The 21,905-nt window shown below is 72.2% G+C and carries 20 protein-coding genes and 1 riboswitch; of the genes, 9 read left to right on the top strand and 11 right to left on the bottom strand.

The genetic code is table 11. The features are described 5' to 3' along the window. Window positions 1-42 precede the first annotated feature (42 nt). From rlmN to HZZ00_RS29065, 5 genes are all read left to right on the top strand, one after another. A complete protein-coding gene (rlmN, locus tag HZZ00_RS29085) occupies window positions 43-1,149 on the top strand; it encodes a 23S rRNA (adenine(2503)-C(2))-methyltransferase RlmN (RefSeq protein WP_180329211.1) in 1,107 nt (368 codons plus the stop codon). Between the two features lie 25 nt (window positions 1,150-1,174). Further along, window positions 1,175-1,282: riboswitch (TPP riboswitch) on the top strand. 69 nt (window positions 1,283-1,351) lie between these two features. Then, a complete protein-coding gene (locus HZZ00_RS29080; protein ID WP_180329210.1) occupies window positions 1,352-2,422 on the top strand; it encodes a thiamine ABC transporter substrate binding subunit in 1,071 nt (356 codons plus the stop codon). A 47-nt stretch (window positions 2,423-2,469) separates the two neighbouring features. After that, complete coding sequence (locus HZZ00_RS29075) at window positions 2,470-4,071, top strand: iron ABC transporter permease (RefSeq protein ID WP_180333760.1); 1,602 nt, start codon at window positions 2,470-2,472, stop codon at window positions 4,069-4,071. Then, complete coding sequence (locus tag HZZ00_RS29070) at window positions 4,071-5,090, top strand: ABC transporter ATP-binding protein (RefSeq protein WP_180329209.1); 1,020 nt, start codon at window positions 4,071-4,073, stop codon at window positions 5,088-5,090. The genes HZZ00_RS29075 and HZZ00_RS29070 overlap by 1 nt, the downstream gene beginning before the upstream one ends. Window positions 5,091-5,114: 24 nt before the next feature. Further along, the gene (locus HZZ00_RS29065) at window positions 5,115-5,912 is read left to right on the top strand and encodes a maleylpyruvate isomerase family mycothiol-dependent enzyme (protein WP_180329208.1); all 798 of its coding nucleotides are present in this window, start codon (window positions 5,115-5,117) and stop codon (window positions 5,910-5,912) included. Window positions 5,913-5,962: 50 nt separating this feature from the next. Here the strand turns inward: HZZ00_RS29065 and HZZ00_RS29060 are convergent, their stop codons facing one another. From HZZ00_RS29060 to HZZ00_RS29035, 6 genes are all read right to left on the bottom strand, one after another. After that, on the bottom strand, window positions 5,963-7,087 hold the full coding sequence (locus HZZ00_RS29060; RefSeq protein ID WP_180329207.1) for an LOG family protein: 1,125 nt from the start codon (window positions 7,085-7,087) through the stop codon (window positions 5,963-5,965). Window positions 7,088-7,108: 21 nt separating this feature from the next. Next, window positions 7,109-7,516, bottom strand: coding sequence for a VOC family protein (locus HZZ00_RS29055; RefSeq protein WP_180329206.1), 408 nt, complete (start codon window positions 7,514-7,516; stop codon window positions 7,109-7,111). Between the two features lie 99 nt (window positions 7,517-7,615). Continuing rightward, complete coding sequence (locus HZZ00_RS29050; RefSeq protein WP_180329205.1) at window positions 7,616-8,905, bottom strand: hypothetical protein; 1,290 nt, start codon at window positions 8,903-8,905, stop codon at window positions 7,616-7,618. After that, window positions 8,887-9,627, bottom strand: a complete 741-nt coding sequence (locus tag HZZ00_RS29045) for an ABC transporter ATP-binding protein (RefSeq protein WP_070022265.1) — start codon at window positions 9,625-9,627, stop codon at window positions 8,887-8,889. The genes HZZ00_RS29050 and HZZ00_RS29045 overlap by 19 nt, the downstream gene beginning before the upstream one ends. A gap of 190 nt (window positions 9,628-9,817) precedes the next feature. After that, window positions 9,818-11,200: an aspartate aminotransferase family protein gene (locus tag HZZ00_RS29040; RefSeq protein ID WP_180329204.1), complete on the bottom strand. Its 1,383-nt coding sequence runs from the start codon at window positions 11,198-11,200 to the stop codon at window positions 9,818-9,820. Beyond that, window positions 11,185-11,703, bottom strand: a complete 519-nt coding sequence (locus HZZ00_RS29035; RefSeq protein ID WP_070022263.1) for an Lrp/AsnC family transcriptional regulator — start codon at window positions 11,701-11,703, stop codon at window positions 11,185-11,187. The genes HZZ00_RS29040 and HZZ00_RS29035 overlap by 16 nt, the downstream gene beginning before the upstream one ends. A 204-nt stretch (window positions 11,704-11,907) precedes the next feature. Between HZZ00_RS29035 and HZZ00_RS29030 the strand changes: the two genes are divergently transcribed. Next, on the top strand, window positions 11,908-13,347 hold the full coding sequence (locus HZZ00_RS29030; protein WP_070022262.1) for a gamma-aminobutyraldehyde dehydrogenase: 1,440 nt from the start codon (window positions 11,908-11,910) through the stop codon (window positions 13,345-13,347). Between the two features lie 232 nt (window positions 13,348-13,579). After that, the gene (locus HZZ00_RS29025; protein WP_180329203.1) at window positions 13,580-14,770 is read left to right on the top strand and encodes a spermidine/putrescine ABC transporter substrate-binding protein; all 1,191 of its coding nucleotides are present in this window, start codon (window positions 13,580-13,582) and stop codon (window positions 14,768-14,770) included. On the opposite strand, the gene HZZ00_RS29020 is transcribed toward HZZ00_RS29025, so the two are convergent. Then, a complete protein-coding gene (locus HZZ00_RS29020) occupies window positions 14,712-15,620 on the bottom strand; it encodes a helix-turn-helix domain-containing protein (RefSeq protein ID WP_180329202.1) in 909 nt (302 codons plus the stop codon). The two genes, HZZ00_RS29025 and HZZ00_RS29020, sit on opposite strands and share 59 nt — an antisense overlap. Before the next feature lie 199 nt (window positions 15,621-15,819). On the opposite strand from HZZ00_RS29020, the gene HZZ00_RS29015 reads away from it, so the two are divergent. After that, entirely contained in the window at window positions 15,820-17,247 is a 1,428-nt protein-coding gene (locus HZZ00_RS29015; RefSeq protein ID WP_180329201.1) for an MFS transporter, read from the top strand. An 80-nt stretch (window positions 17,248-17,327) separates the two neighbouring features. After that, window positions 17,328-17,792 (top strand): hypothetical protein, encoded by a 465-nt coding sequence (locus HZZ00_RS29010; RefSeq protein WP_180329200.1) that lies wholly within the window; start codon window positions 17,328-17,330, stop codon window positions 17,790-17,792. Here HZZ00_RS29010 and HZZ00_RS29005 read toward each other — a convergent pair. The 4 genes from HZZ00_RS29005 to HZZ00_RS28990 are packed head-to-tail and all read right to left on the bottom strand — an operon-like array spanning window position 17,785 to window position 21,885. After that, window positions 17,785-18,657, bottom strand: a complete 873-nt coding sequence (locus HZZ00_RS29005; RefSeq protein WP_257585445.1) for a carbohydrate ABC transporter permease — start codon at window positions 18,655-18,657, stop codon at window positions 17,785-17,787. The two genes, HZZ00_RS29010 and HZZ00_RS29005, sit on opposite strands and share 8 nt — an antisense overlap. Further along, window positions 18,654-19,607: a carbohydrate ABC transporter permease gene (locus HZZ00_RS29000; protein ID WP_180329199.1), complete on the bottom strand. Its 954-nt coding sequence runs from the start codon at window positions 19,605-19,607 to the stop codon at window positions 18,654-18,656. The genes HZZ00_RS29005 and HZZ00_RS29000 overlap by 4 nt, the downstream gene beginning before the upstream one ends. Then, the gene (locus HZZ00_RS28995; protein WP_180329198.1) at window positions 19,601-20,926 is read right to left on the bottom strand and encodes an ABC transporter substrate-binding protein; all 1,326 of its coding nucleotides are present in this window, start codon (window positions 20,924-20,926) and stop codon (window positions 19,601-19,603) included. The genes HZZ00_RS29000 and HZZ00_RS28995 overlap by 7 nt, the downstream gene beginning before the upstream one ends. Then, entirely contained in the window at window positions 20,923-21,885 is a 963-nt protein-coding gene (locus tag HZZ00_RS28990) for a GNAT family N-acetyltransferase (RefSeq protein WP_257585444.1), read from the bottom strand. The genes HZZ00_RS28995 and HZZ00_RS28990 overlap by 4 nt, the downstream gene beginning before the upstream one ends. Between the last annotated feature and the right edge of the window lie 20 nt (window positions 21,886-21,905).

Below are 21,905 nucleotides of genomic sequence, written 5' to 3'. Positions count from 1 at the left end.
GGCCCCGGGCCACCTCGGTGGATCTGCGACACTGGTACCACCATGCCCAAGCCCGGAGAACTCACCTTTGTCGCGCCGCGCGGAGCCAAGAAGCCGCCGCGGCACCTTGCCGATCTCACGCCTGCCGAGCGCAAGGAAGCGGTGGCCCGGATCGGTGAGAAGCCGTTCCGTGCCAAGCAGCTGTCGCAGCACTACTTCGCGCGGTACGCGCACGACCCGGAGCAGTGGACGGACATTCCGGCCGGCTCGCGGGAGAAGCTGCGCGAGGCGCTGTTCCCGGAGCTGATGACCGTCGTCCGGCATCTGTCGACCGACGAGGGCACCACCCGCAAGACGCTGTGGAAGCTGTTCGACGGCACCCTCGTGGAGTCCGTGCTGATGCGGTACCCGGACCGGGTGACCATGTGCATCAGCTCGCAGGCGGGGTGCGGGATGAACTGTCCCTTCTGCGCGACCGGGCAGGCGGGGCTGGACCGGAACCTGTCCACCGCGGAGATCGTCCACCAGATCGTGGACGGGATGCGCGCGCTGCGCGACGGGGAGGTGCCCGGCGGGCCCGCGCGGCTGTCCAACATCGTCTTCATGGGGATGGGGGAGCCGCTCGCCAACTACAAGCGGGTCGTCGGAGCCATCCGCGCCCTCACCGATCCGGCGCCGGACGGGCTCGGGCTGTCGCAGCGCGGGATCACCGTCTCCACCGTCGGGCTGGTGCCGGCCATCCACCGGTTCGCCGACGAGGGCTTCAAGTGCCGGCTGGCCATCTCGCTGCACGCCCCGGACGACGAGCTGCGCGACACCCTGGTCCCCGTGAACACGCGGTGGAAGGTGCGCGAGGTGCTGGACGCCGGGTTCGAGTACGCCGAGAAGAGCGGGCGCCGGCTGTCGATCGAGTACGCGCTAATCCGCGACATCAACGACCAGGCCTGGCGCGGCGACCGGCTCGGCCGGCTGCTCAAGGGCCGGCCCGTGCACGTGAACCTCATTCCGCTGAACCCCACTCCGGGCTCGAAGTGGACCGCCTCCCGGCCGGAGGACGAGAAGGCCTTCGTCGAGGCGATCGCCGCGCACGGTGTGCCCGTCACCATCCGGGACACCCGTGGACAGGAGATCGACGGAGCGTGTGGCCAGCTCGCGGCCACCGAGCGGTAATCTGGGCCCGTTCCATCACATCTTCATATTCCGACAGGGGAGCGCCACAGCGCTGAGAGTGCGGCAGTCAGGCCGCAGACCCTCTGAACCTCGCCCAGGTCATTCTGGGTAGGAAGTTCGGTCACTACTCAAGCTGTTGCGCCCTGTCCGGACATTCCGGACAGGGCCGCGTTCTTCCTGGCCAACCCAGGAGGACCATCAAGTGCACAAGAAGACCTTCGTGGCCGCGGCGGTCGGGCTCGGCCTGGTCACGCTGTCCGCGTGCGGCTCGACCGGGCAGAGCGCCGCGGACTCCAAGACCGTCACGCTCGTCAGCCACGACTCGTGGGCCGTGTCCAAGAGCGTGCTCAAGGACTTCGAGAAGCGGTCCGGGTACAAGGTCCGCGTCCTCAAGGACGGCGACGCCGGACAGGCCGTCAACAAGGCCATCCTGACCAAGGACAACCCCCAGGGCGACGTCCTCTTCGGCGTCGACAACACCCTGCTGTCCCGCGCCCTCGACAACGGCCTGTTCCAGCCGTACACCGCCAAGGGCCTGGACAAGGTCGGGGCCCAGTTCCAGCTGGACCGGGCCAAGCACCGCGTCACGCCCGTCGACTACGGCGACATCTGCGTCAACTACGACAAGGCCTACTTCGACCGGCACCACCTCGCGCCTCCGCGGTCCTTCGCCGACCTGGCCGAGCCGCGGTACAAGAACCTCCTCGTCACCGAGAACGCGGCCACCTCCTCGCCCGGCCTCGGCTTCCTGCTCGGCAGCGCCGCGCAGTTCGGGGACCAGGGCTGGCCGGGCTACTGGAAGAAGCTCAAGGCCAACGGCGTGAAGGTCGTCGACGGCTGGGAGCAGGCCTACTACCAGGAGTTCTCCGGGTCCTCCGAGGGCAGGAAGGCCGGCGGCGACCGGCCGCTCGTCGTGTCGTACGCCTCCTCGCCGCCCGCCGAGGTGATCTACGCCAAGAAGCGGCCCGCCACCGCCCCGACCGGCGTGGCGAGCGGCACCTGCTTCCGGCAGGTCGAGTTCGCCGGGCTGCTCGCCAACGCCGAGAACCCCAAGGGCGCCAAGGCGTTCCTCGACTTCCTGGTCTCCAAGGAGTTCCAGGAGGACATGCCGCTGAACATGTTCGTCTACCCGGTCGTGGCCGGCGCCAAGGTGCCCGCCGACTTCACCGCGTACGGTCCGGCCGCCGAGCACCCCGAGACCATGGCGCCCGACAAGATCGCCGCCAACCGTGATCAGTGGGTCAAGGCGTGGACGTCGCTCGTACTGAAGTGACCACCCGCAGGCGGGGGTCGCGCGGGAGCGCGGCGCGGCTGGGGCTGCTGGCCCTGCCCGTCGCGTTCTTCGCCGTGTTCTTCGCCTGGCCCGTCGCCGCGATCGTGGCGCGCGGGCTGAGGGCCGACGGCGGCTGGCGGTTCGGGCGGATCGCGGACGTGGTCGCCCAGCCGGACATCCGGCACGTGCTCTGGTTCACCTGCTGGCAGGCGCTCGCCTCCACCGCGCTCACCCTGCTGCTCGCGCTGCCCGCCGCGTTCGTCTTCGCCCGCCTCGACTTCCCCGGCAAGCAGGTGCTGCGGGCCGTCGTCACCGTCCCGTTCGTGCTGCCCACCGTCGTCGCCGGCAGCGCCTTCCTGGCGCTGGTCGGCCACGGCGGGCTGCTCGACCACCTGTGGGGCGTACGACTGGACACCACGGTGTGGGCGATCCTGCTCGCGCACGTCTTCTTCAACTACGCGGTGGTCGTGCGCACCGTGGGCGGGCTCTGGGCGCAGCTCGACCCCCGGCAGGAGGAGGCCGCGCGGATGCTCGGCGCCTCACCCCTGCGGGCGTGGCGCCAGGTGACGCTGCCCGCCCTCGCGCCCGCGGTGGCCGCCGCCGCGCTGATGGTCTTCCTGTTCACCTTCACCTCCTTCGGCGTGGTCCAGATCCTCGGCGGCCCCGCCTTCTCCACCCTCGAAGTGGAGATCTACCGGCAGACCTCCGAGGTCTTCGACCTGTCCACGGCCGCCGTCCTCACCCTCGTCCAGTTCGCCGCGGTCGGCGCGATCCTCGCCGTGCACGCCTGGACGGTACGGCGCCGCGAGACCGCTCTGCGCCTGGTCGACCCCAAGGTGACCGCCCGCCGGCCGCGCGGCGCCGGACAGCGGGCGCTGCTCGCCGGCGTCCTCCTCACCATCGCGCTGCTCCTGGTGCTGCCGCTCGCCGTGCTGGTCCGGCGCTCCCTGGACGCCCCCGGCTTCGGCTACTACCGGGCGCTGACCCGCACCGACGGCGGTACGTTCCTGGTGGCGCCGGTGCACGCGGTGTGGACCTCGCTCCAGTACGCCGTCGCCGCCACCGCCATCGCCGTGGTCGTCGGCGCCCTCGCCGCCGCGGCGCTGGCCCGCCGGGACGCCGGCCGGCTGGTGCGGGGCTTCGACGCGCTGCTGATGCTGCCGCTCGGCGTCTCCGCCGTGACCGTCGGCTTCGGTTTCCTGATCGCCCTCGACAAGCCGCCGCTGGACCTGCGCCAGTCCTGGATCCTGGTGCCGCTCGCCCAGGCCCTGGTCGGCGCCCCCTTCGTCGTGCGCACCATGCTGCCGGTGCTGCGCGCGGTGGACGCCCGCCTGCGGGAGGCGGCGGCCGTGCTCGGCGCCTCGCCCTGGCAGGTGTGGCGGGAGGTCGATCTGCCGCTGGTGCGGCGGGCGTTGCTGGTCGCGGCCGGGTTCGCGTTCGCCGTCTCGCTCGGCGAGTTCGGGGCGACCGTGTTCATCGCCCGGCCCGACAACCCGACCCTGCCGGTCGCCGTGGCCCGGCTGCTCAGTCGCCCGGGTGACCTCAACTACGGCCAGGCGATGGCCCTTTCGACCATTCTGATGGTGGTGTGCGCCGCCGCCCTGCTCATCCTGGAGCGGCTGCGCACCGACCGGACGGGGGAGTTCTGATGCTGAGTCTCCAGGGTGCGACCGTGCGCTTCGGCGGTCGGGCCGTGCTGGACGCGGTGGACCTGGAGGTCGCCGAGCACGAGGTGGTGTGCGTGCTCGGACCCAGCGGCAGCGGCAAGTCCACCCTGCTGCGGGTGGTGGCGGGGTTGCAGCCCCTGGACGCCGGGCGGGTGTCGCTCGCCGGGCGCGACCAGGGCGGGGTGCCGGCGCACCGGCGGGGCGTGGGCCTGATGTTCCAGGACCACCAGCTCTTCCCGCAGCGGGACGTCGGCGCCAACGTGGCCTTCGGGTTGCGCATGCAGGGCGCGGCGAAGGGCGAACGGGACGGCCGGGTCGGGGAGTTGCTGGAACTGGTCGGGCTGCCCGGGGCGGCCCGGCGGGCGGTGGCGGGGCTGTCCGGCGGCGAACAGCAGCGCGTCGCCCTCGCCCGTGCGCTCGCCCCCCGGCCCCGGCTGCTGATGCTGGACGAGCCCCTCGGCCAGCTCGACCGCTCGCTGCGGGAACGGCTGGTCGTCGAACTGCGGGAACTCTTCGGCCGGTTGGGTACGACCGTGCTGGCCGTCACCCATGACCAGGGCGAGGCGTTCGCGCTGGCCGACCGGGTGGTGGTGATGCGTGACGGGCGCGTCGCGCAGTCCGGTACGCCCCTGGAGGTCTGGCAGCGGCCCGCCGACGCGTTCGTCGCCCGCTTCCTCGGCTTCGAGAACGTGACGGAGGCGACCGTCGCCGGGACCGTCGCCGACAGCCCCTGGGGCAAGTTGCCGGTGCCCGAGGGCGTGCCGCAGGGCAGCCGGTCGCTGCTGGTGCGGCCCGCCGGGGTACGGCTGGCCGCGGCCGACGCCGGGCTGCCCTGCACGGTGACCGCCCGCACCTTCAAGGGCACCCATGTGGCCGTGCACCTCCAGCCCGAGGGCGGCGGCCCGCGCCTGGAGGCGGCCTGCGCGCTGCGGGAGGCGCCGGCGGCCGGTGACGTGGTGGGCGCGGAGTTCGACGCGGCCGAAATCGTCGTGCTGGGGTGAGGGTCCGCCGCCTAGGGTGAGCCCATGACGTATCTCTCACACGAACGTTACTGTGACGAAATCGCCCACCAGGTAAGCCAGTTGAGGGAAATGGTCACCTCCGGAGCCGATCTGGCGGCCCGCGTGCCGACCTGTCCGGACTGGTCGCTGGAACAGCTGGTGCGGCACATGGGCGGCGCGCTGCGCTGGGCGGGCACGATGGTGCGGACGCAGGCCCAGGAGATGATCCCGCCCGGCCAGGTCCCGCTCGGCGGCGGTCCCGAGGCGCAGGGCGACCCGGCGGCGCTGGACGCCTGGCTGGCGGAGACCGGGGAACTGATCGTCGGCGCGCTGCGCGAGGCGGGCCCCGAGACCAAGGTCTGGACCTGGACCGGTGTGAACACCAGTGGATTCTGGGCCCGCCGGATGGCCCATGAGATCACCGTCCACCGCGCGGACGCCGCGCTCAGCGTCGAGGTGCCCTACGAGGTCGCGCCCGAGATCGCCGCCGACGCGCTGGACGAGTGGCTGGAACTGGTGGAGTGGGCGCAGCGCACCGGGGCGCGCGAGTGGGCCACAGGGCTGCGCGGACCGGCCCGCAGCATCCATCTGCACGCCACCGACGCCGATCCGGCGCTGCACGCCGAGTGGCTGGTCGAGGTCGGCGACGAGGGCGTGTCCTGGCGGCGCGGCCACGAGAAGGCGACGGTCGCCCTGCGCGGCCCGCTGACGTCCGTGCTGCTCGCCTTCTACCGCAGGTTGCCGCCGGACTCGCCCGGCCTGGAGGTCGTGGGCGAGCGCGAGGTGCTGGACCGCTGGCTGGAGCAGGCCAGCTTCGGCTGAGCCGGCGGACGACGGGGCCCGCTCCGGTCTTCCGGAGGCGGGCCCGGCGGTCACCCGCTCAGCCGCACGAGCGCGTCGGGTGCCTCGTCGATGCCGTCCACGAGGGCGATGCGGGACTCCATCGCCCGCCCCGCGGCGAGGGAGCGCAGCAGCGGCCAGGCCGGCAGCTCCCGCGTCCAGTGGTCCCGGTCCACCAGCACCATCGGCCTCGGCTCGCCGAGCGACTCGTAGTAGTTCGGCGTCGCGTTCTCGAAGATCTCCTGCACGGTCCCGGCGGCGCCCGGCAGGAAGACCACCCCGGCGGTGGAGCGGGCCAGCAGGCCGTCCTCCCGGGTGGCGTTGGCGAAGTACTTGGCGATGTGCGCGGCGAAGGGGTTCGGCGGCTCGTGGCCGTAGAACCAGGTCGGGATGCCCACCGAGGTGCCGCCGCCGGGCCAGCGCGAGCGGACCTCGAAGGCCGCCCGCGCCCACTCGGTCACCGACGGCCTGAACGAGGGCGCCTTGGCGAGCAGCACCAGCGCCTCCTCCAGCATGGAGTTCGCGAACGGGGCCGCGTAGGCGCCCAGGTTCGCCGCCTCCATCGCGCCGGGACCGCCGCCGGTGGCGACCGTGAACCCGGCGCGGGCCAGCGACCGGCCGAGGCGCGCGGCACCGGCGTACTCGACCGAGCCCCGTTCCGTCGCGTGGCCGCCCATCACCCCGACCACCCGGCAGCCGTCGAGGATCTCGTCCAGGGCGTCGGAGACCGCGTCGTCGTGGATCGCGCGGAGCATCGAGGCGAAGACGTCACCGTCCCCCGTCGTCCGCCGGGACCAGGCGTGGGCCCGCGCGTCCGGCGTCGCCTCGTACCCCTCCTCCAGCGACGCGAACAACTCCTCCGGCGTGTACGGGCGGCCCCGGTACGGGTCGAAGGGCAGACCGGGTACGGGCGGGAAGACCAGGGCGTCGGCCGCGCGGACCCGGGCGGCGGCCTCCGGCGCCATCGGGCAGCCCAGGAAGACGGCGTCCGCGGTGTCGAGGCGCAGCAGCGCGCTCGTACGGTCCGTCAGGTCCACGGCCTGGACGCGGCATCCGGCGAGCGAGCCGCGCTCGGCGGCCACCTGGTCGAACGCGGCGAGCGAGGCGATCTCACGGCCGTGGGCGGCGCGGGACGGAGGAGCGGGTGTCGGGTGCACCCGCCCATGCTAGGGAGCGGCTCAGCCCTCGATCGCGGCCGGGTCCATCCACATGATCTCCCAGGTGTGGCCGTCGAGGTCGTCGAAGGCACGGCCGTACATGAAGCCCTGGTCCTGGGCGGGGCCGCTCTCCGTGCCACCCGCCGCGAGCGCCTTGCCGACCAGCTCGTCGACCTTCTCGCGGCTCTCGGCGCTCAGACAGATCAGCACCTCGCTGGTGGTCGTGGCGTCGGCGATCTCCTTCTTGGTGAAGGTCGCGTAGAACGGCCGGGTGAGCAGCATCGCGACGATGGTGTCGCTGATCACGACCGAGGCGGCGTTCTCGTTGCTGAACTGCGCGTTGATCGTGTAGCCCAGCTCGGTGAAGAACTTCTTCGAGGCGTCGAGGTCGTTCACGGGCAGGTTCACGAAGATCATCTGCTGGGACATGGCGTCGTCTCCCGGGTCGCACGTTGTTCGATTCGCAGGGGTAGACACCCGGCCGCGACGGAACTCATCGGTGCCCGGGAGATTTTTTCCCGCGGCTTCTCAGTGGGTCAGCGGAAAGGCCGCCAGCACGGCGATCGCCAGGGTGAGCGGGGTGAACAGGACCAGGAGGGCGAACGCGCGCAGGGCGGCGGCGCCGCGCAGCACCGTGCTGGGCGCGCCGAGGCGGAGCAGGGCGTCCGTCGTCTCGGCCCGGCCCTGGCGCGCCTCCACCGCCGAGGTCAGCAGGGTGGCGACGGCGCAGCCGGCGACGACCAGCGCACCGAGGGCGCTCAGCGGGCCGAAGGCCCGGGCGGGGGCGTCGTACAGGGTGGTCGTCGCGTAGCCGGCGGCGGCCACCGCGCACACCACGCCGAGGGGACGGCCGATCCTGGTGGCCTCCGCCATCAGGACGCGACCCGCGAGCAGCCGGAGCGCGCCGGGGCGGGCGCACTGGAGGAGGCGGCCGCACAGGTGGGTGAGGCCGGGGGCGGCCAGCACGAGGCCCACGGCGGTGAGGACCCAGCCGAGCAGGACCGTTACGGCCTCGCCGGGGAGCGTGGCGATGGTGGGGGCGTGCGCGGGGGGAGTGCGGCCGGCGTACGCCTGGGCGGTGAGGCCGGCGGCGAGCAGGGCGACGGCCCAGGGCAGGCCGGGCAGGACGGCCTTCTCGGCCAGGGTGGGGGACGGTGCGGGGGCTTCGGAGCCGGCCTGGTCGGACGGTGCCGGGGAGACGCCCTCCGCGGGGCCCGGCGCGGGCACGGTGGCACCGGTGCGCACCGGTGCCGGCCCGGACCGGCCGAACGGCAGGTACCTGCGCTGTGGCCGGCGCACCGGCTGCGGGTCCCTGGGCCGCAGGACCACCGCGACCGCCGCCGTGGCCACCACCGGCACGACCGCCAGCAGGGTCAGGACGGCGGGCAGCGGCAGGGGCTCCCCGGCCGCCAGGAACGCGGCCCTCGCACCGGCGGACCGCATGCCCGGCAGATCGCCGCGCAGGCGCAGGAAGAGCAGGAGGGCCGCCGTGGAGCCGAGGGCGGTGGCGAGGGCCGTGGCCAGGCAGGAGATCGCCATCAGGCGGGCCGGTCCGAGTCCGAGGGCGGACAGGCCGGGGCGCGGCCGGGTGCCGGGGTCGGTGCGGGCGACCGCCAGCGCGAGGTACACCGTGGCGGCGACCGGCACCACGCACCAGGCCAGCCGCAGCGCCCCCGCGCCCGCCGCGCCGGGGTGGCGCAGGGCGTAGCCGAGGCAGGACAGCAGCAGGAACCCGGTGCCCGCCGAGGCCGCCGCCACCAGCAGGCGGCGCAGCTGGACGGCGGGCCGGGCCGCTCGGGTCAGACGGAGATCGAGCACGCGGCCCGGCCTTCCGCGTCGGGGACCTCCGGCAGGTGTACGGTCCGCACCGGCCGCCCGTCCAGCAGGTTCACCGTGCGGTCGGCGAGCGCGGCCGTCTCGGGGTCGTGGGTGGCGAGGACCACGGTGATGCCGTGCGAGCGGGCGGCGCTGGTCAGGGTGCGCAGCACATGGCCCCGGTCGGCGCGGTGCAGCGGGGCGGTCGGCTCGTCGGCGAAGAGCACCGTGGGCGCCGGGGCCAGCGCGCGGGCGATCGACACCCGCTGGCGTTCGGCCTGCCGCAGCCGGTGCGGGCGCTTGCGGGCGATCTCGCCGACGTCCAGCCGCTCCAGCCACTCCAGCGCGGTGGTCTTGGCCCGGCGGCGGCTGGTGCCGCGCAGCATCAGCGGCAGCGCGGCGTTCTCCCAGGCGTTCAGCTCGGGCACCAGGCCCGGTTCGGGGCCGATCCAGCAGAAGCGGTCCCGGCGCAGCCGCTCGCGGGACGCGGGGCCGAGGGTGTGCAGGGGGGTGCTGTTGAACCACACCTCGCCCTCGCGGACCGGCACCAGCCCGGACAGACAGCGCAGCAGGGTCGTCTTGCCGCTGCCGCGGGGCCCGCTGACGGCGAGGATCTCGCCCTCCCGCACGGCGAGCGAGACCCCGGCGAGTCCGGGGGAGCCGTCGGGGTGCGTGAAGTGCAGGGAGCGTGCCCAGAGCACGTCGTTGTCCGGCGGAGCCTCCATGGGCGTACACCTCGGTTCTGATCCGTTTTCCCGTGCCTGTTCCCCCGTACGGGGGAACGAAGGCAGGGCCGATCGGTCACTGGAACGCTAGGCAGCCGCCGCACGGTGGCCGGACAGCACACGGCCCCGGGCCGCCGTTCTCACTCGAACGGACGGCTCCGGGGCCGGTCGCGGTCACACCGTCAGCTGATTACAGCTTGGTCCACGCCTCGGTGAGGGTCGCGCGCAGGATCTGCTCGATCTCGTCGAAGGTCTCCTGGTTGGAGATCAGCGGCGGGGCGAGCTGGATGACCGGGTCGCCGCGGTCGTCGGCGCGGCAGTACAGGCCGTTGTCGAACAGCGCCTTGGAGAGGAAGCCGTACAGGACGCGCTCGGTCTCCTCGTCGTTGAAGGACTCCTTGGTGGCCTTGTCCTTCACCAGCTCGATGCCGTAGAAGAAGCCGTTGCCGCGGACGTCGCCGACGATCGGCAGGTCGTGCAGCTTCTGGAGCGTCTGGAGGAAGTTGCCCTCGTTGTCCAGCACGTGCTGGTTGAGGCCCTCGCGCTCGAACAGGTCGAGGTTGGCGAGGCCGACGGCCGCGGAGACCGGGTGGCCGCCGAAGGTGTAGCCGTGCAGGAAGGTGTTGTCGCCCTTGTAGAACGGCTCGGCCAGGCGGTCGGAGACGATGCAGGCGCCGATCGGGGAGTAGCCCGAGGTCATGCCCTTGGCGCAGGTGATCATGTCCGGGACGTAGCCGAACTTGTCGCACGCGAACATCGTGCCCAGGCGGCCGAAGGCGCAGATGACCTCGTCCGAGACGAGCAGCACGTCGTACTGGTCGCAGATCTCGCGCACGCGCTGGAAGTATCCGGGCGGCGGCGGGAAGCAGCCGCCGGCGTTCTGCACGGGCTCCAGGAAGACCGCGGCGACGGTGTCCGGGCCCTCGAAGAGGATCTGCTGCTCGATCTGGTCGGCGGCCCAGCGCCCGAAGGCCTCCGGGTCGTCACCGAAGATCGGCGCGCGGTAGATGTTGGTGTTGGGCACCTTGTGCGCGCCCGGTACCAGCGGCTCGAAGGGGGCCTTCAGGGCCGGCAGGCCGGTGATGGACAGGGCGCCCTGCGGGGTGCCGTGGTAGGCGACCGCGCGGGAGATGACCTTGTGCTTGGTGGGCTTGCCGGTCAGCTTGAAGTACTGCTTGGCCAGCTTCCAGGCGGTCTCGACCGCCTCGCCGCCGCCGGTGGTGAAGAAGACCTTGTTCAGGTCGCCCGGGGCGTGGTGCGCGAGGCGCTCGGCGAGCTCGACGGCCTTCGGGTGGGCGTACGACCACACCGGGAAGAAGGCCAGCTCCTGGGCCTGCTTGGACGCGGTCTCGGCGAGCTCCGTGCGGCCGTGCCCGGCCTGGACCACGAACAGGCCCGCGAGACCGTCGAGGTAGCGCTTGCCCTTGTCGTCGAATACGTAGGTGCCCTCGCCCCGGACGATGGTCGGGACGGGAGAGTTCTCGTACGAGGACATGCGGGTGAAGTGCATCCACAGGTGGTCGTACGCGGTGCGGCTGAGGTCCTTCTGGGTCACGGTTATCGGGTTCCCCACATGTAGGTCTGCTTCTTCAGCTTCATGTATACGAAGCTTTCGGTGGAGCGCACGCCGGGCAGCGCCCGGATGCGTTTGTTGATGACGTCCAGCAGGTGGTCGTCGTCCTCGCAGACGATCTCGGCGAGGATGTCGAACGAGCCCGCGGTCATCACCACGTACTCGACTTCCGACATGTCAGTCAGCGTGTCGGCGATCGACTCGACATCGCCCTCGACGTGGATGCCGACCATGGCCTGCCGGCGGAAGCCCACGGTGAGCGGGTCCGTGACGGCGACGATCTGCATCACGCCCTGGTCCAGCAGCTTCTGGACGCGCTGGCGCACGGCCGCCTCCGACAGACCGACGGCCTTGCCGATCGCGGCGTACGGCCGGCGGCCGTCCTCCTGGAGCTGCTGAATGATGGCGAGGGAGACGGCATCCAGCTGGGGGGTGCCGTTCCTGGACTCGCGGGACGAGTCCCTCTGGTCTGCGCTTCGACTGGCCACGTGGTCACTCTGCACGAGGTCTCGTCAGTTTTGCAAGCCCCGATCGATGAAATTCGTTGTTTGAGAGATGAAAGCTTGCGGATTTCGCAGAAGTGAGTGCGTCGGGGGTGTTGAAAACGTGGGGGCGCCGACTAGGGTGGGGTGTCTCAGCGTCTGGACAGCCTCGCGGTTGTCCGTGCTGGTCAGCTCGAACCCTCGAACCAGATCAGGAGGCCGGCAGTGAGCACCGAGCTGCGTCGTCTGCGCAACTACATCGACGGTGAGTTCCGGGACGCCGCCGACGGACGGACCACCGAGGTGGTCAACCCCGCGACGGGCGAGGCGTACGCGACCGCGCCGCTGTCCGGACAGGCGGACGTGGACGCGGCCATGGCGGCCGCCGACCGCGCCTTCCCGGCCTGGCGCGACCTCACGCCCGCGGAGCGCCAGAAGGCCCTGCTGAAGATCGCGGACGCCTTCGAGGAGCGCGCCGAGGAGCTGATCGCGGCCGAGGTGGAGAACACGGGCAAGCCCATCGGGCTCACCCGCTCCGAGGAGATCCCGCCGATGGTCGACCAGATCCGTTTCTTCGCCGGTGCGGCGCGGATGCTGGAGGGCCGTTCGGCCGGCGAGTACATGGAGGGGCTGACCTCGATCATCCGCCGCGAGCCGATCGGCGTCTGCGCCCAGGTCGCGCCGTGGAACTACCCGATGATGATGGCCGTGTGGAAGTTCGCCCCGGCGCTCGCCGCGGGCAACACGGTCGTCCTCAAGCCCTCGGACACCACTCCCGCCTCCACGGTGCTGATCGCCGAGATCATCGGCTCGGTGCTGCCCAAGGGCGTCTTCAACGTCATCTGCGGCGACCGCGACACCGGCCGCATGATGGTCGAGCACGACATCCCGGCGATGGCCTCCATCACCGGCTCCGTGCGCGCCGGCATGTCCGTCGCCGAGTCCGCCTCCAAGGACCTCAAGCGGGTCCACCTGGAACTGGGCGGCAAGGCCCCGGTCGTCGTCTTCGAGGACACCGACATCGCCAAGGCCGTCGAGGACATCTCGATGGCGGGCTTCTTCAACGCCGGCCAGGACTGCACGGCGGCCTGCCGCGTCCTCGTCCACGAGTCGATCCACGACGAGTTCGTGACCGCGCTCGCCAAGGCGGCCGAGGACACCAAGACCGGCCAGCCCGACGACGAGGACGTGCTCTACGGCCCGCTGAACAACGCCAACCAGCTCAAGCAGGTCGAGGGCTTCATCGAGCGGCTGCCCGCCCACGCCCGCGTCCAGGCCGGCGGCAAGCGGGTCGGCGACAAGGGCTACTTCTTCGCGCCGACCGTGGTCTCCGGCCTCAAGCAGGACGACGAGATCATCCAGAAGGAGGTCTTCGGACCGGTCATCACCGTCCAGTCCTTCACGGACGAGGACCAGGCCGTCGAGTACGCCAACGGCGTCGAGTACGCCCTCGCGTCCTCGGTGTGGACCAAGGACCACGGGCGCGCGATGCGGATGTCCAAGAAGCTGGACTTCGGCTGCGTGTGGATCAACACGCACATCCCGCTGGTCGCCGAGATGCCGCACGGCGGGTTCAAGAAGTCCGGCTACGGCAAGGACCTCTCGGCGTACGGCTTCGAGGACTACACCCGGATCAAGCACGTGATGACGTCGCTGGACGCGTGACGTCCCGCCGGGGTCCGGCCGGTCACCGGCCGCGGGCGCGCGGCGGTCGGCCGCGCACCAAGTCCCCCGGTTCGCCGAGGCGTTGAACGATGTGGCCCCCGCGGGCAGGCGCTGAGCCCGCCCGCGGGGGCCGCGCCGTTTCCCGGATGATCGACAACGTGTCGGGCAGGGCCGGTCCGGCTCGACGCAGCGTCGATTGTGTGCCCGGACACGGGGACGGCATCCTTCCGGGGTGCCCCAGACTTCCTCTCGTACCTCCCTCTCCCGCCGTTCCCTGCTGCGCGCGCTCGGCGGCACCGCCGCGCTCGGCGCCCTGGCGGGCTGCGGGGTGCCCGCCGCCTACGTCCGCCCCGGCGACCGCTCGGTGACCGACACCTCGGCCACCGACCACCGGCTGACCTGGGCGAACTGGCCGCTGTACATCGACACCGACGACAAGAACCCGAACCGCAGGCCCACCCTGGAGGCCTTCGAGAAGAACGCCGGGATCCGGGTGGAGTACGTCGAGGAGATCAACGACAACGACGAGTTCTTCGGCAAGATCAGCCCCGCGCTGATGAACCACCAGTCGACCGGCCGCGATCTGATCGTCATCAGCGACTGGATGTGCGCGCGGTTCGTCCGGCTGGGCTGGGTGCAGGAGATGGACCGGGCCCACCAGCCGAACGTGGCCAGGCACCTCGACCCGCTGCTGCGCTCGCCCGCCTTCGACGAGGGCCGCAGGTTCACCGTGCCGTGGCAGTCGGGCATCACCGGCATCGCCTACAACCACAAGAAGCTCGGCCGCGAGATCCGCGGCGTCAAGGACCTGTGGGCGAGCGACCTCAAGGGCCGGGTCACCCTCCTCTCCGGACTGGACGAGTCCTTCGCGCTGCTGATGCAGGGCAACGGCGTGGACATCACCCGATGGACCGCGGACGACTTCCACGAGGTCTGCGACGAGGTGCAACGGCAGGTCGGCCGCGGCCAGATACGCCGCTTCACCGGCAACGACTACACCAAGGACCTGGTCAGCGGCGACGTCCTGGCCTGCCAGGCGTACTCGGGCGACGTCATCCAGCTCCAGGCGGACAACCCCGACATCCGCTTCGTCGTCCCCGAGGAGGGCGCCGAGCTGTGGTCGGACTCCCTGATGATCCCCAACCGGGCCCGGCACAAGGCCAACGCCGAGCGGCTGATCGACTACTACTACCAGCCCGAGGTCGCCGCCGAGCTGGCCGCCTGGGTCAACTACGTCTGCCCGGTCCCGGCCGCCAAGGAGGTCCTCGCCGCCGACCCGGACAAGGACACCGCCGCCCTCGCCGACAACCCCCTGATCTTCCCCGACGAGACCATGCGCTCCCGCCTCGCCATCGCCCGCGACATCACCTCCGCGGAGCGTGTGGACTTCGCTCGCCGGTGGAACAAGATCGTGGGTCTGTGAGCAGGGTGGCGGCGAGGAGCCGCAGGCCCGCCTCCGAACTGGAACCGGCGCGGGCCGTGTAGGCGATCACGCGCTGGTCGGACGGCCCGGGCACCAGCAGGCTCTGGAAGGACAACTCCAGGGAGCCCACCAGCGGATGGTCGAGTTCCTTGGTGCCGGCGACGCAGGTGCGCACCGGGTGCTTGGCCCAGCGCCGGGCGAACTCCTCGCTGTTGACGGTCAGTTCGCCGACGAGTCCGGCGAGCTGCTTGTCCTGCGGGTGGCGGCCGGCGACCAGCCGCAGTGACGCCACGGCGAGCTGGGCCTCCTCCTGCCAGCGCGGGTAGAGCGCCCGGGTGCGTTCGTCCAGGAACAGCATCCGGGTGAGGTTGGGGCGCCGCGCGGGGTGGTCCGGGGCGTCGAGGTCCAGGTGCGAGGCCAGCAGGAGCCGGCCCATGGCGTTCCAGGCGAGGACGTCGTTGCGCCGGTCGAGGACGAGGGCGGGGGTGTCCGTGAAGCTGTCGATGAGCCGGCGGATGCCCTGGTCGGCGCGGGCGGCCCGGGGCGTCGGGGGACGGCGGGAGGCGGCCGGTTCCGGTCGGGCGAGGTCCATCAGATGGCCGTACTCGTCCGGGGTCAGGCGCAGGGTGCGGGCGATCGCGTCGAGAACGGAGTCGGAGACCTGCTGGGCGCGGCCCTGTTCGAGCCGGGTGTAGTGGGTGACGCTCAGACCGGCCGCCAGCGCCACCTCCTCACGGCGCAGCCCGGGAACCCGGCGGCGCTCCGCCAGCCGCGGCAGCCCGATCTCCTCGGGGGTCAGTGCGGCGCGGCGGCTGCGCAGGAAGTCGCTCAACTCGGAGAAGTCGGGCATGCGGTGCCTTCCAGTGAGTCCGGTGACGTGCGGCGTGCCCAGGGTGCAACGGCGGCGGTGGCCGGGTGCTTCCCGCGCCGGGTGGTCATGGCGTGACCACCCAGCGCGTGACCAGTCCTCTTCGGGGGCTGGGTAGCAGGCGCGCACGGTCGCAGGATTCCTTCCGTCGAAGCCGTCGTGGCCTGTCGGAGGGAATCCCATGTCTGTCGTCGATGGTGTGGTGGAACGGTCGGTGCCGCCTGGTGGCCCGGGAGATCCGGGGCCCGGGCGGCTGACGTCGCGGATGCGGCTGACGCTGGTGGTGCTGCTGGTCGCGCAGTTCATGCTGGCGGTGGACTTCTCGATCCTGAACGTGGCCCTTCCGGTGATCGGGCGGGGGCTGGGCTTCCCGCTGGCCGGCCTCCAGTGGATCGCGACCGCGTTCGCGTTGCCCGCGGCCGGGTTCACCCTGCTGTTCGGGCGGGTCGCGGACCTGTTCGGGCGGCGCCGGCTGTTCCTGGGCGGCCTGGCCGTGCTGGGGCTGGCCTCGCTGGCCGGGGGACTGGCGACCGGACCCGAAGTCCTCGTCGTGGCCCGGGTGTTCCAGGGCCTGGCCACCGCGGCCGTCACCCCGGCCGGGCTGTCCCTGCTGACCACGGCCTTCCCCGAGGGACCGCTGCGGCAGAAGGCGCTCGGGCTCAACGGGGCGCTGATGTCGGCCGGTTTCACCACCGGCGCCGTCCTCGGCGGGGTGCTCACCGATCTGCTGTCCTGGCGGTGGTCGTTCTTCATCAACGTGCCCGTCGCCGCGGCCGTCCTGGTGATCGCCCCCATGGTCCTGGCCGAGTCCCGGCCCGAGGTGCGGCCCCGGCTGGACCTGCCCGGCGCGCTGACGGTCACCCTCGGCCTGCTCGCCGTCGTGCTCGGCTTCACCCGGGCCGGCGAACACGGCTGGGGCGACCCCGCGGCGCCGCTCGTCCTGGCCGCCGGCGTCGTGCTGCTGGTCGCCTTCTACCTCGTCGAACGGGGAGCGTCAGCGCCCCTCGTCCCGGTCCGGGTGCTGCGCCGGCGCACCGTCGCCTGGGGCAACACCGCCGGTGTCCTCGCCTTCGTCACCGAGACCTCCCTGGTCTTCCTGCTGACCCTCTACCTCCAGCGGGTCCTCGGCTTCTCGCCGCTGGCCGCCGGCCTGTCCTTCGGTGTGCTGGGGCTGGGCACGGTCCTGGGCGGCACCGTCGCGCCCCGCGTGATCGCCCGCGCCGGCACACGCACGACCCTGATCAGCGGCGCCCTCGTGCAAGCCGCCGCGACCGCCGCCCTGCTCGCCCTGGGCACCGGCACGCGGAGCCTCGCCCTGCTGCTGCCCGCGACGTTCGTCGGCGGCGTCGGCAACATGATGCTCATCGTCGGCTTCATGGTCACCGCCACGAGCGGTCTGCCCGACCGGGAGCAGGGCATGGCCACCGGACTGGCCACCATGAGCCAGCAGATCGGCATCACCATGGGCACCCCGGTCATGAGCGCGATCGCCACGGGGGCCTCCGGCATCCTCCCCGGCATCCGTACCGCCGTCGCCGCCAACACGGCCCTGGTCCTCACCGCGGCCCTGATCGCCGCGGCCTTCCTCGCCGACCGCACGTCGGACTGAGCGCCCAGGGGGCAGGAGACCGCCGAGGGCGTCACCGGGGACAATCGGGAACGACCGCCTCGCACCTCGAAAGGTTGCCGATGAAGTACGTCACGGCCGTCTGGCAGGACCACGGCTTCTTCCTCGACCCGCGCGCCTACCTGGACGAACTCCCGCGCCTCGGCGCCCGGTTGCCGCCGGGCGCCCGCGCCTTCGCCTGTGCGCCCGGCCACTACGACATCCCGTCCGCCACCCGCTGCGTGAAGGACCTGGAGCTGGCCGCGATCCGGCCGGCCACCGACAAGAGCGGCGTGCTGGTGCTGGAGTTCGCGCCCAACCGGTGGAAGCACGACGAGGGCCTGCGCATCCGCTACTCGGGCGTGCGGCACTTCTCCATCGACCACCACCGCGCCCTCGACTGGATGCGGGTCGACACCGTACTGCTCGACGAGATCCTCCCGGACGAGGACGGCGGCTGCGCGCACGAGATCGCGCTCACCGACGCGTCGATCACCGTCCGCTGCGACGACCTGGAGGCGGTCTGGTGCGCCCCCGCCCTCACTTGAGGCCGCTGAGCATCACGCCCCGGACGTAGTGCTTCTGGAGCAGCAGGAAGAGGACGAGGATCGGGAGGACGCTGAGGACCAGCGCGGCCATGACGACGGGCATGGTGCGGGTGGGGTCGACGTGGTCCTGGAGGAGCTGGATGCCCACCGGAAGGGTCATCACGTCCGGGTCGGCGGTGGAGATCAGCAGGGCCCAGATGTACTCGTTCCAGGCGTCCACGAAGGTCAGCAGGGCGAGGGTGACCAGGACCGGCTTGGTCTGGGGGAGGACGATCCGCCACCACAGGGTGAACTCGCCCGCCCCGTCGAGCCGCGCGGCCTCCAGGACCTCGTCCGGGATCGCGATCACGAACTGGCGTGTCAGGAAGATCCCGAAGCCGTTGACGAGGAACGGCATCGCGAGCGCCACGATGCTGACGGTCAGCCCCGCGCCGCCGCGCCCGAACAGGTCGTTGCCGCCCGCCAGCGGCCAGTGCGCCAGGATCAGGAAGTGCGGGATGAAGAAGAGGAACGGCGGGAACATCATCGTCGTGAGGACCAGCCGGAAGACCAGGTCCCGGCCTGGGAAGCGCAGCTTGGCCAGCGCGTAGCCGGCCAGCGAGGACGTGAGCAGCACCGAGGCGGTGATCAGCGCCGTCACGGTGACGCTGTTGCGGAACAGCAGCGGAAGGTTCAACTGGCCGATCGCCGCCCGGTAGTTGGCGAGGCCGAACGCCTCGGGCAGGAAGCGGTACGGCAGTCTGCCGGACTCGCCCGGCCCCTTGAACGACGTCATCACCATGTCGAGGAACGGCACCACCATCAGCACGGCACCGGACACCACCAGCAGATACGACAGCAGCGGGAAGCGGCGGCGCCGGCTCACGCGTCCTCCCCCCTGCGCCGGAACAGCCACAGCTGCGCCAGGGTGATCAGCAGGACCACGACGAACAGCACGAACGCCGCCGCACTCGCCGTGCCCCAGTCGCCGTACGAGAACGCCTGCCGGTACATCTCCAGCGCGGCCACCGCGGTCGCGTCCCCGGGGCCGCCCTTGGTCATCACCGTGATCAGCGCGAACGACTGGAGCCCGGTGAGGAACTGGGTGACGCAGACGAACAGCAGCGACGGCCGCAGCAGCGGCAGGGTGATCCGCCAGAAGACGGTGACCGCTCCGGCGCCGTCCAGCGCGGCGGCCTCGTAGTACGTCACCGGGACGGACTTCAGCCCCGCCGTCAGCACGAGGACCGCCGAACCGGCCGACGCCCACGCCTGGACGACCACCACCGCCGGCAGCGCGGTGTGCGGGTCCTGGAGGAACGCGACCGAGCCCAGGCCGAGCGCGTTGAGGACGCCGTTGACCAGCCCGCCCGGCTCGTACATGTACTTCCACACATTGCCGACGGCGACGACGGTCGTGACCATCGGCAGGAAGTACAGCGTGCGCCACAGCCCCTGGAACCGCAGCCTGTCGATGCAGGTGGCGACGGCTACCGACCCGGCGAGCGCGAGCGACACCGTGCCCAGGGCGAACAGCAGGGTGTTGGTCAGGACCGGCGCGAGGAAGGTCGAGCCGTCCGCGAACAGACCGGTGAAGTTGGCCGGTCCCACCGGGCGGATGTCCGACAGGGCGAACCCGGCCCAGCGGGACGTCGACAGCAGCAGCGCGAAGCCGAGCGGCAGGACCAGGAAGACCGCGAAGAACAGCAGCGTCGGGGCCAGGAAGAGGTAGGCGACGGCGGTCTGGCGGCGTCGCGCCCGGTCCCGTCCGGCGCCGGCGGGCGGCGGGCGGTGCGTGGCCGGTCCGGCCGTCCGCGGTGCCAGGGTGTTCACCATGGGCGCGCCACCTCCCGGTCGACCTGGCGGCGGATGGTGCGCAGAGCCCGGTCGACCGACTGCTGACCGGTCCACAACGCCTCGATGTTCGTGCGCAGCAGCGTCTTGGCCTGCTGCGCGCCCGGCCCGTTCGGCTCCGGCACCGCGTAGGCCAGCGCGTCCAGGAAGGGGCGCGTGTTCGGATCGCCGTCCCCGCCCAGCAGGGCCCGCATGTCGTCGTCGCGGCCGGTGAGCGAGCCGACCGCCGCTTGCAGGGCGCTCATCCGGGTCACCGTCGCACCGCCCCGCACCCGGGTCCGGCCGGCGTTGAGCCAGCGCAGGAACTCCCAGGCCGCGTCCGGGTGCCGGCAGGCGGTGTTGACCCCGAGGAGGAAGCCGGTGGAGAGGGTGGCGTGCCGGTCGCCCGCCGCGGGGACCGGCACGGGCGCGACACCGACGTCGCGGTAGTCCGCGCCCATCAGCGGCCTCAGACTCCCCGTCCACCAGCCCGCACCGATCACCATGGCCACCTGCCCGGACGGGAACGCCTGGTAGACATTGACACCGGGGGCGCTCGCACCGCTGGAGACCAGCCGGTGCTCCAGCTCGAACACCGCGCGCCCGGCCGGCGAGTCGAGAGCGGTGCGGCCGCCGTCCGGCGTGACGAAGCCGCCGCCGGCCGCGTTCAGCAGGGCGAGGGTCTGGCCGACGGTGGTGGAGTCGTCGTACACGGACAGTCCGAACCCCTGGACCAGGGTGTTGCCGTACCGGTCCCGTCGCATGGTGCGGGCCGCCGCCTCCTCCAACTCGGGCCAGGTGCGGGGAGGTTCCGCGATGCCGGAGGCGCGCAGCAGCCGGGAGTTGTAGTAGAGGGCGTACGTCTGCACCTCGGTGGGGTAGCCGTAGACGCGGCCCGCCACCGAGGCGCCGCCGACCGCGGCCGCGCGGTAGCCGCGCCTGATCTCCTCGGCGTGTTCCGGCGGGGCGGGCCGCAGCACACCGGCCCGCACCAGCTGGCCGGTCCACAGGCAGTACGGCTGGACGATGTCGGCGCCCTGACCGGCCGCCTGCCGGACCATGAAGGTGGTCAGCAGATCGGTGAACTCCACCGCTTCGGTGCGCACCTTGACCCGGTCGTGGGTGGCGTTCCACTCGTCGACCGGGTCCTGGAGTGCCTTGCGGAGCACCCCGCTGGAGTAATGGGAGAGCAGGGTGAGGACGATCGGGTCCCCGGGGCGGCCGGTGCCCTGGTGCCGGCCGGCGCAGCCCGCGGTGAGCAGGGCGGAGGGCAGCGCGAGCGCGAAGCGCCGCCGGCTCGGGCCGCGCCCGGGCCGCGTCACCGGTCCGCCTCCCGGCGCAGCACCCGGAACACCCGGGTCGTGGTGAAGCCGGCCGCACGGTACAGATGGCCCGCCGGGGACCGTTCGCCGGTCCACAGGAACCACGCGCCGTGCGCCCCGTGCGCCCGCATGCGGCCGAGGACCAGGTGCAGCAGTACCTTGCCCAGCCCGGTGCCGCGCATCGGCGCCAGCACCCCGAACGGCCCGAACCGCTCCGGCGCCGACTCGTACGCGCCGTGCATCGCCCAGCCGACGAGACGCCCCGCGGGTTCCCGGGCGACGACGATCCGCTCCGGCGGCGTGCCCGAGAGCAGACTCTCGCGGATCGCGCGCGCCCAGTCGGGGGTGAAGTGGTCGCGGGCCAGGGCGATCAGCTCCACCAGGTCGTCGTCGGCCGGCGTTTCGAACCGGTAGCCCCGCGCGACCAGTTCGTCCCGGCGCCGGGCGACGGCCGCGGGCAGCCGGTAGCCGACCAGGGAGCGGTCCATCGCCGCCGCCTCGTACAGCGTCCGGAAGCCCAGCGAGTCGAGGAGCTTCGCCGCCTGTGGGTACGTTTCGGCGTCCAGGCCAGGCAGCAGGTAGTTCGGGGTGTAGGAGGAGAAGTCCACCCTGGTGCGGCCGTGCGCGCGCAGCCAGTCGAGGGCCTCGGTCAGCAGCAGCCGGCCGAGGCCCTGCCCACGCGCGGCCGGATCGATGAAGAAGAACGGGACCCAGCCCTGCCGCGGTTCCGCGTCGGTGCCGTACAGCGGGGTCAGCCGGCGCACCGCGTAGGCCGCGCCCGCGATGCTCCCGTCCCCGGCCACCGCGACCCGCAGGCCCTCGGGGTCGAAGTTGGCGTCCAGCAGCACGAGCGAACGCAAGCGCTGCGGGCTGATCGGGTCGGCCGGCGCGCTCCGGTTCCAGGCCTCGGCCAGCGAAGGCCCGTCACCGACCCGGAACCCGCGAACCACGGTGTCCACGAGCGGAGTTGATGTCATCG

Source organism: Streptomyces sp. NEAU-sy36 (assembly GCF_013423905.1).
Classification (GTDB): Bacteria; Actinomycetota; Actinomycetes; order Streptomycetales; family Streptomycetaceae; genus Streptomyces; species Streptomyces misionensis.
The sequence above is the reverse complement of the archived record's forward strand: the minus strand, read 5'-3'. Positions and strand labels throughout refer to the sequence as shown.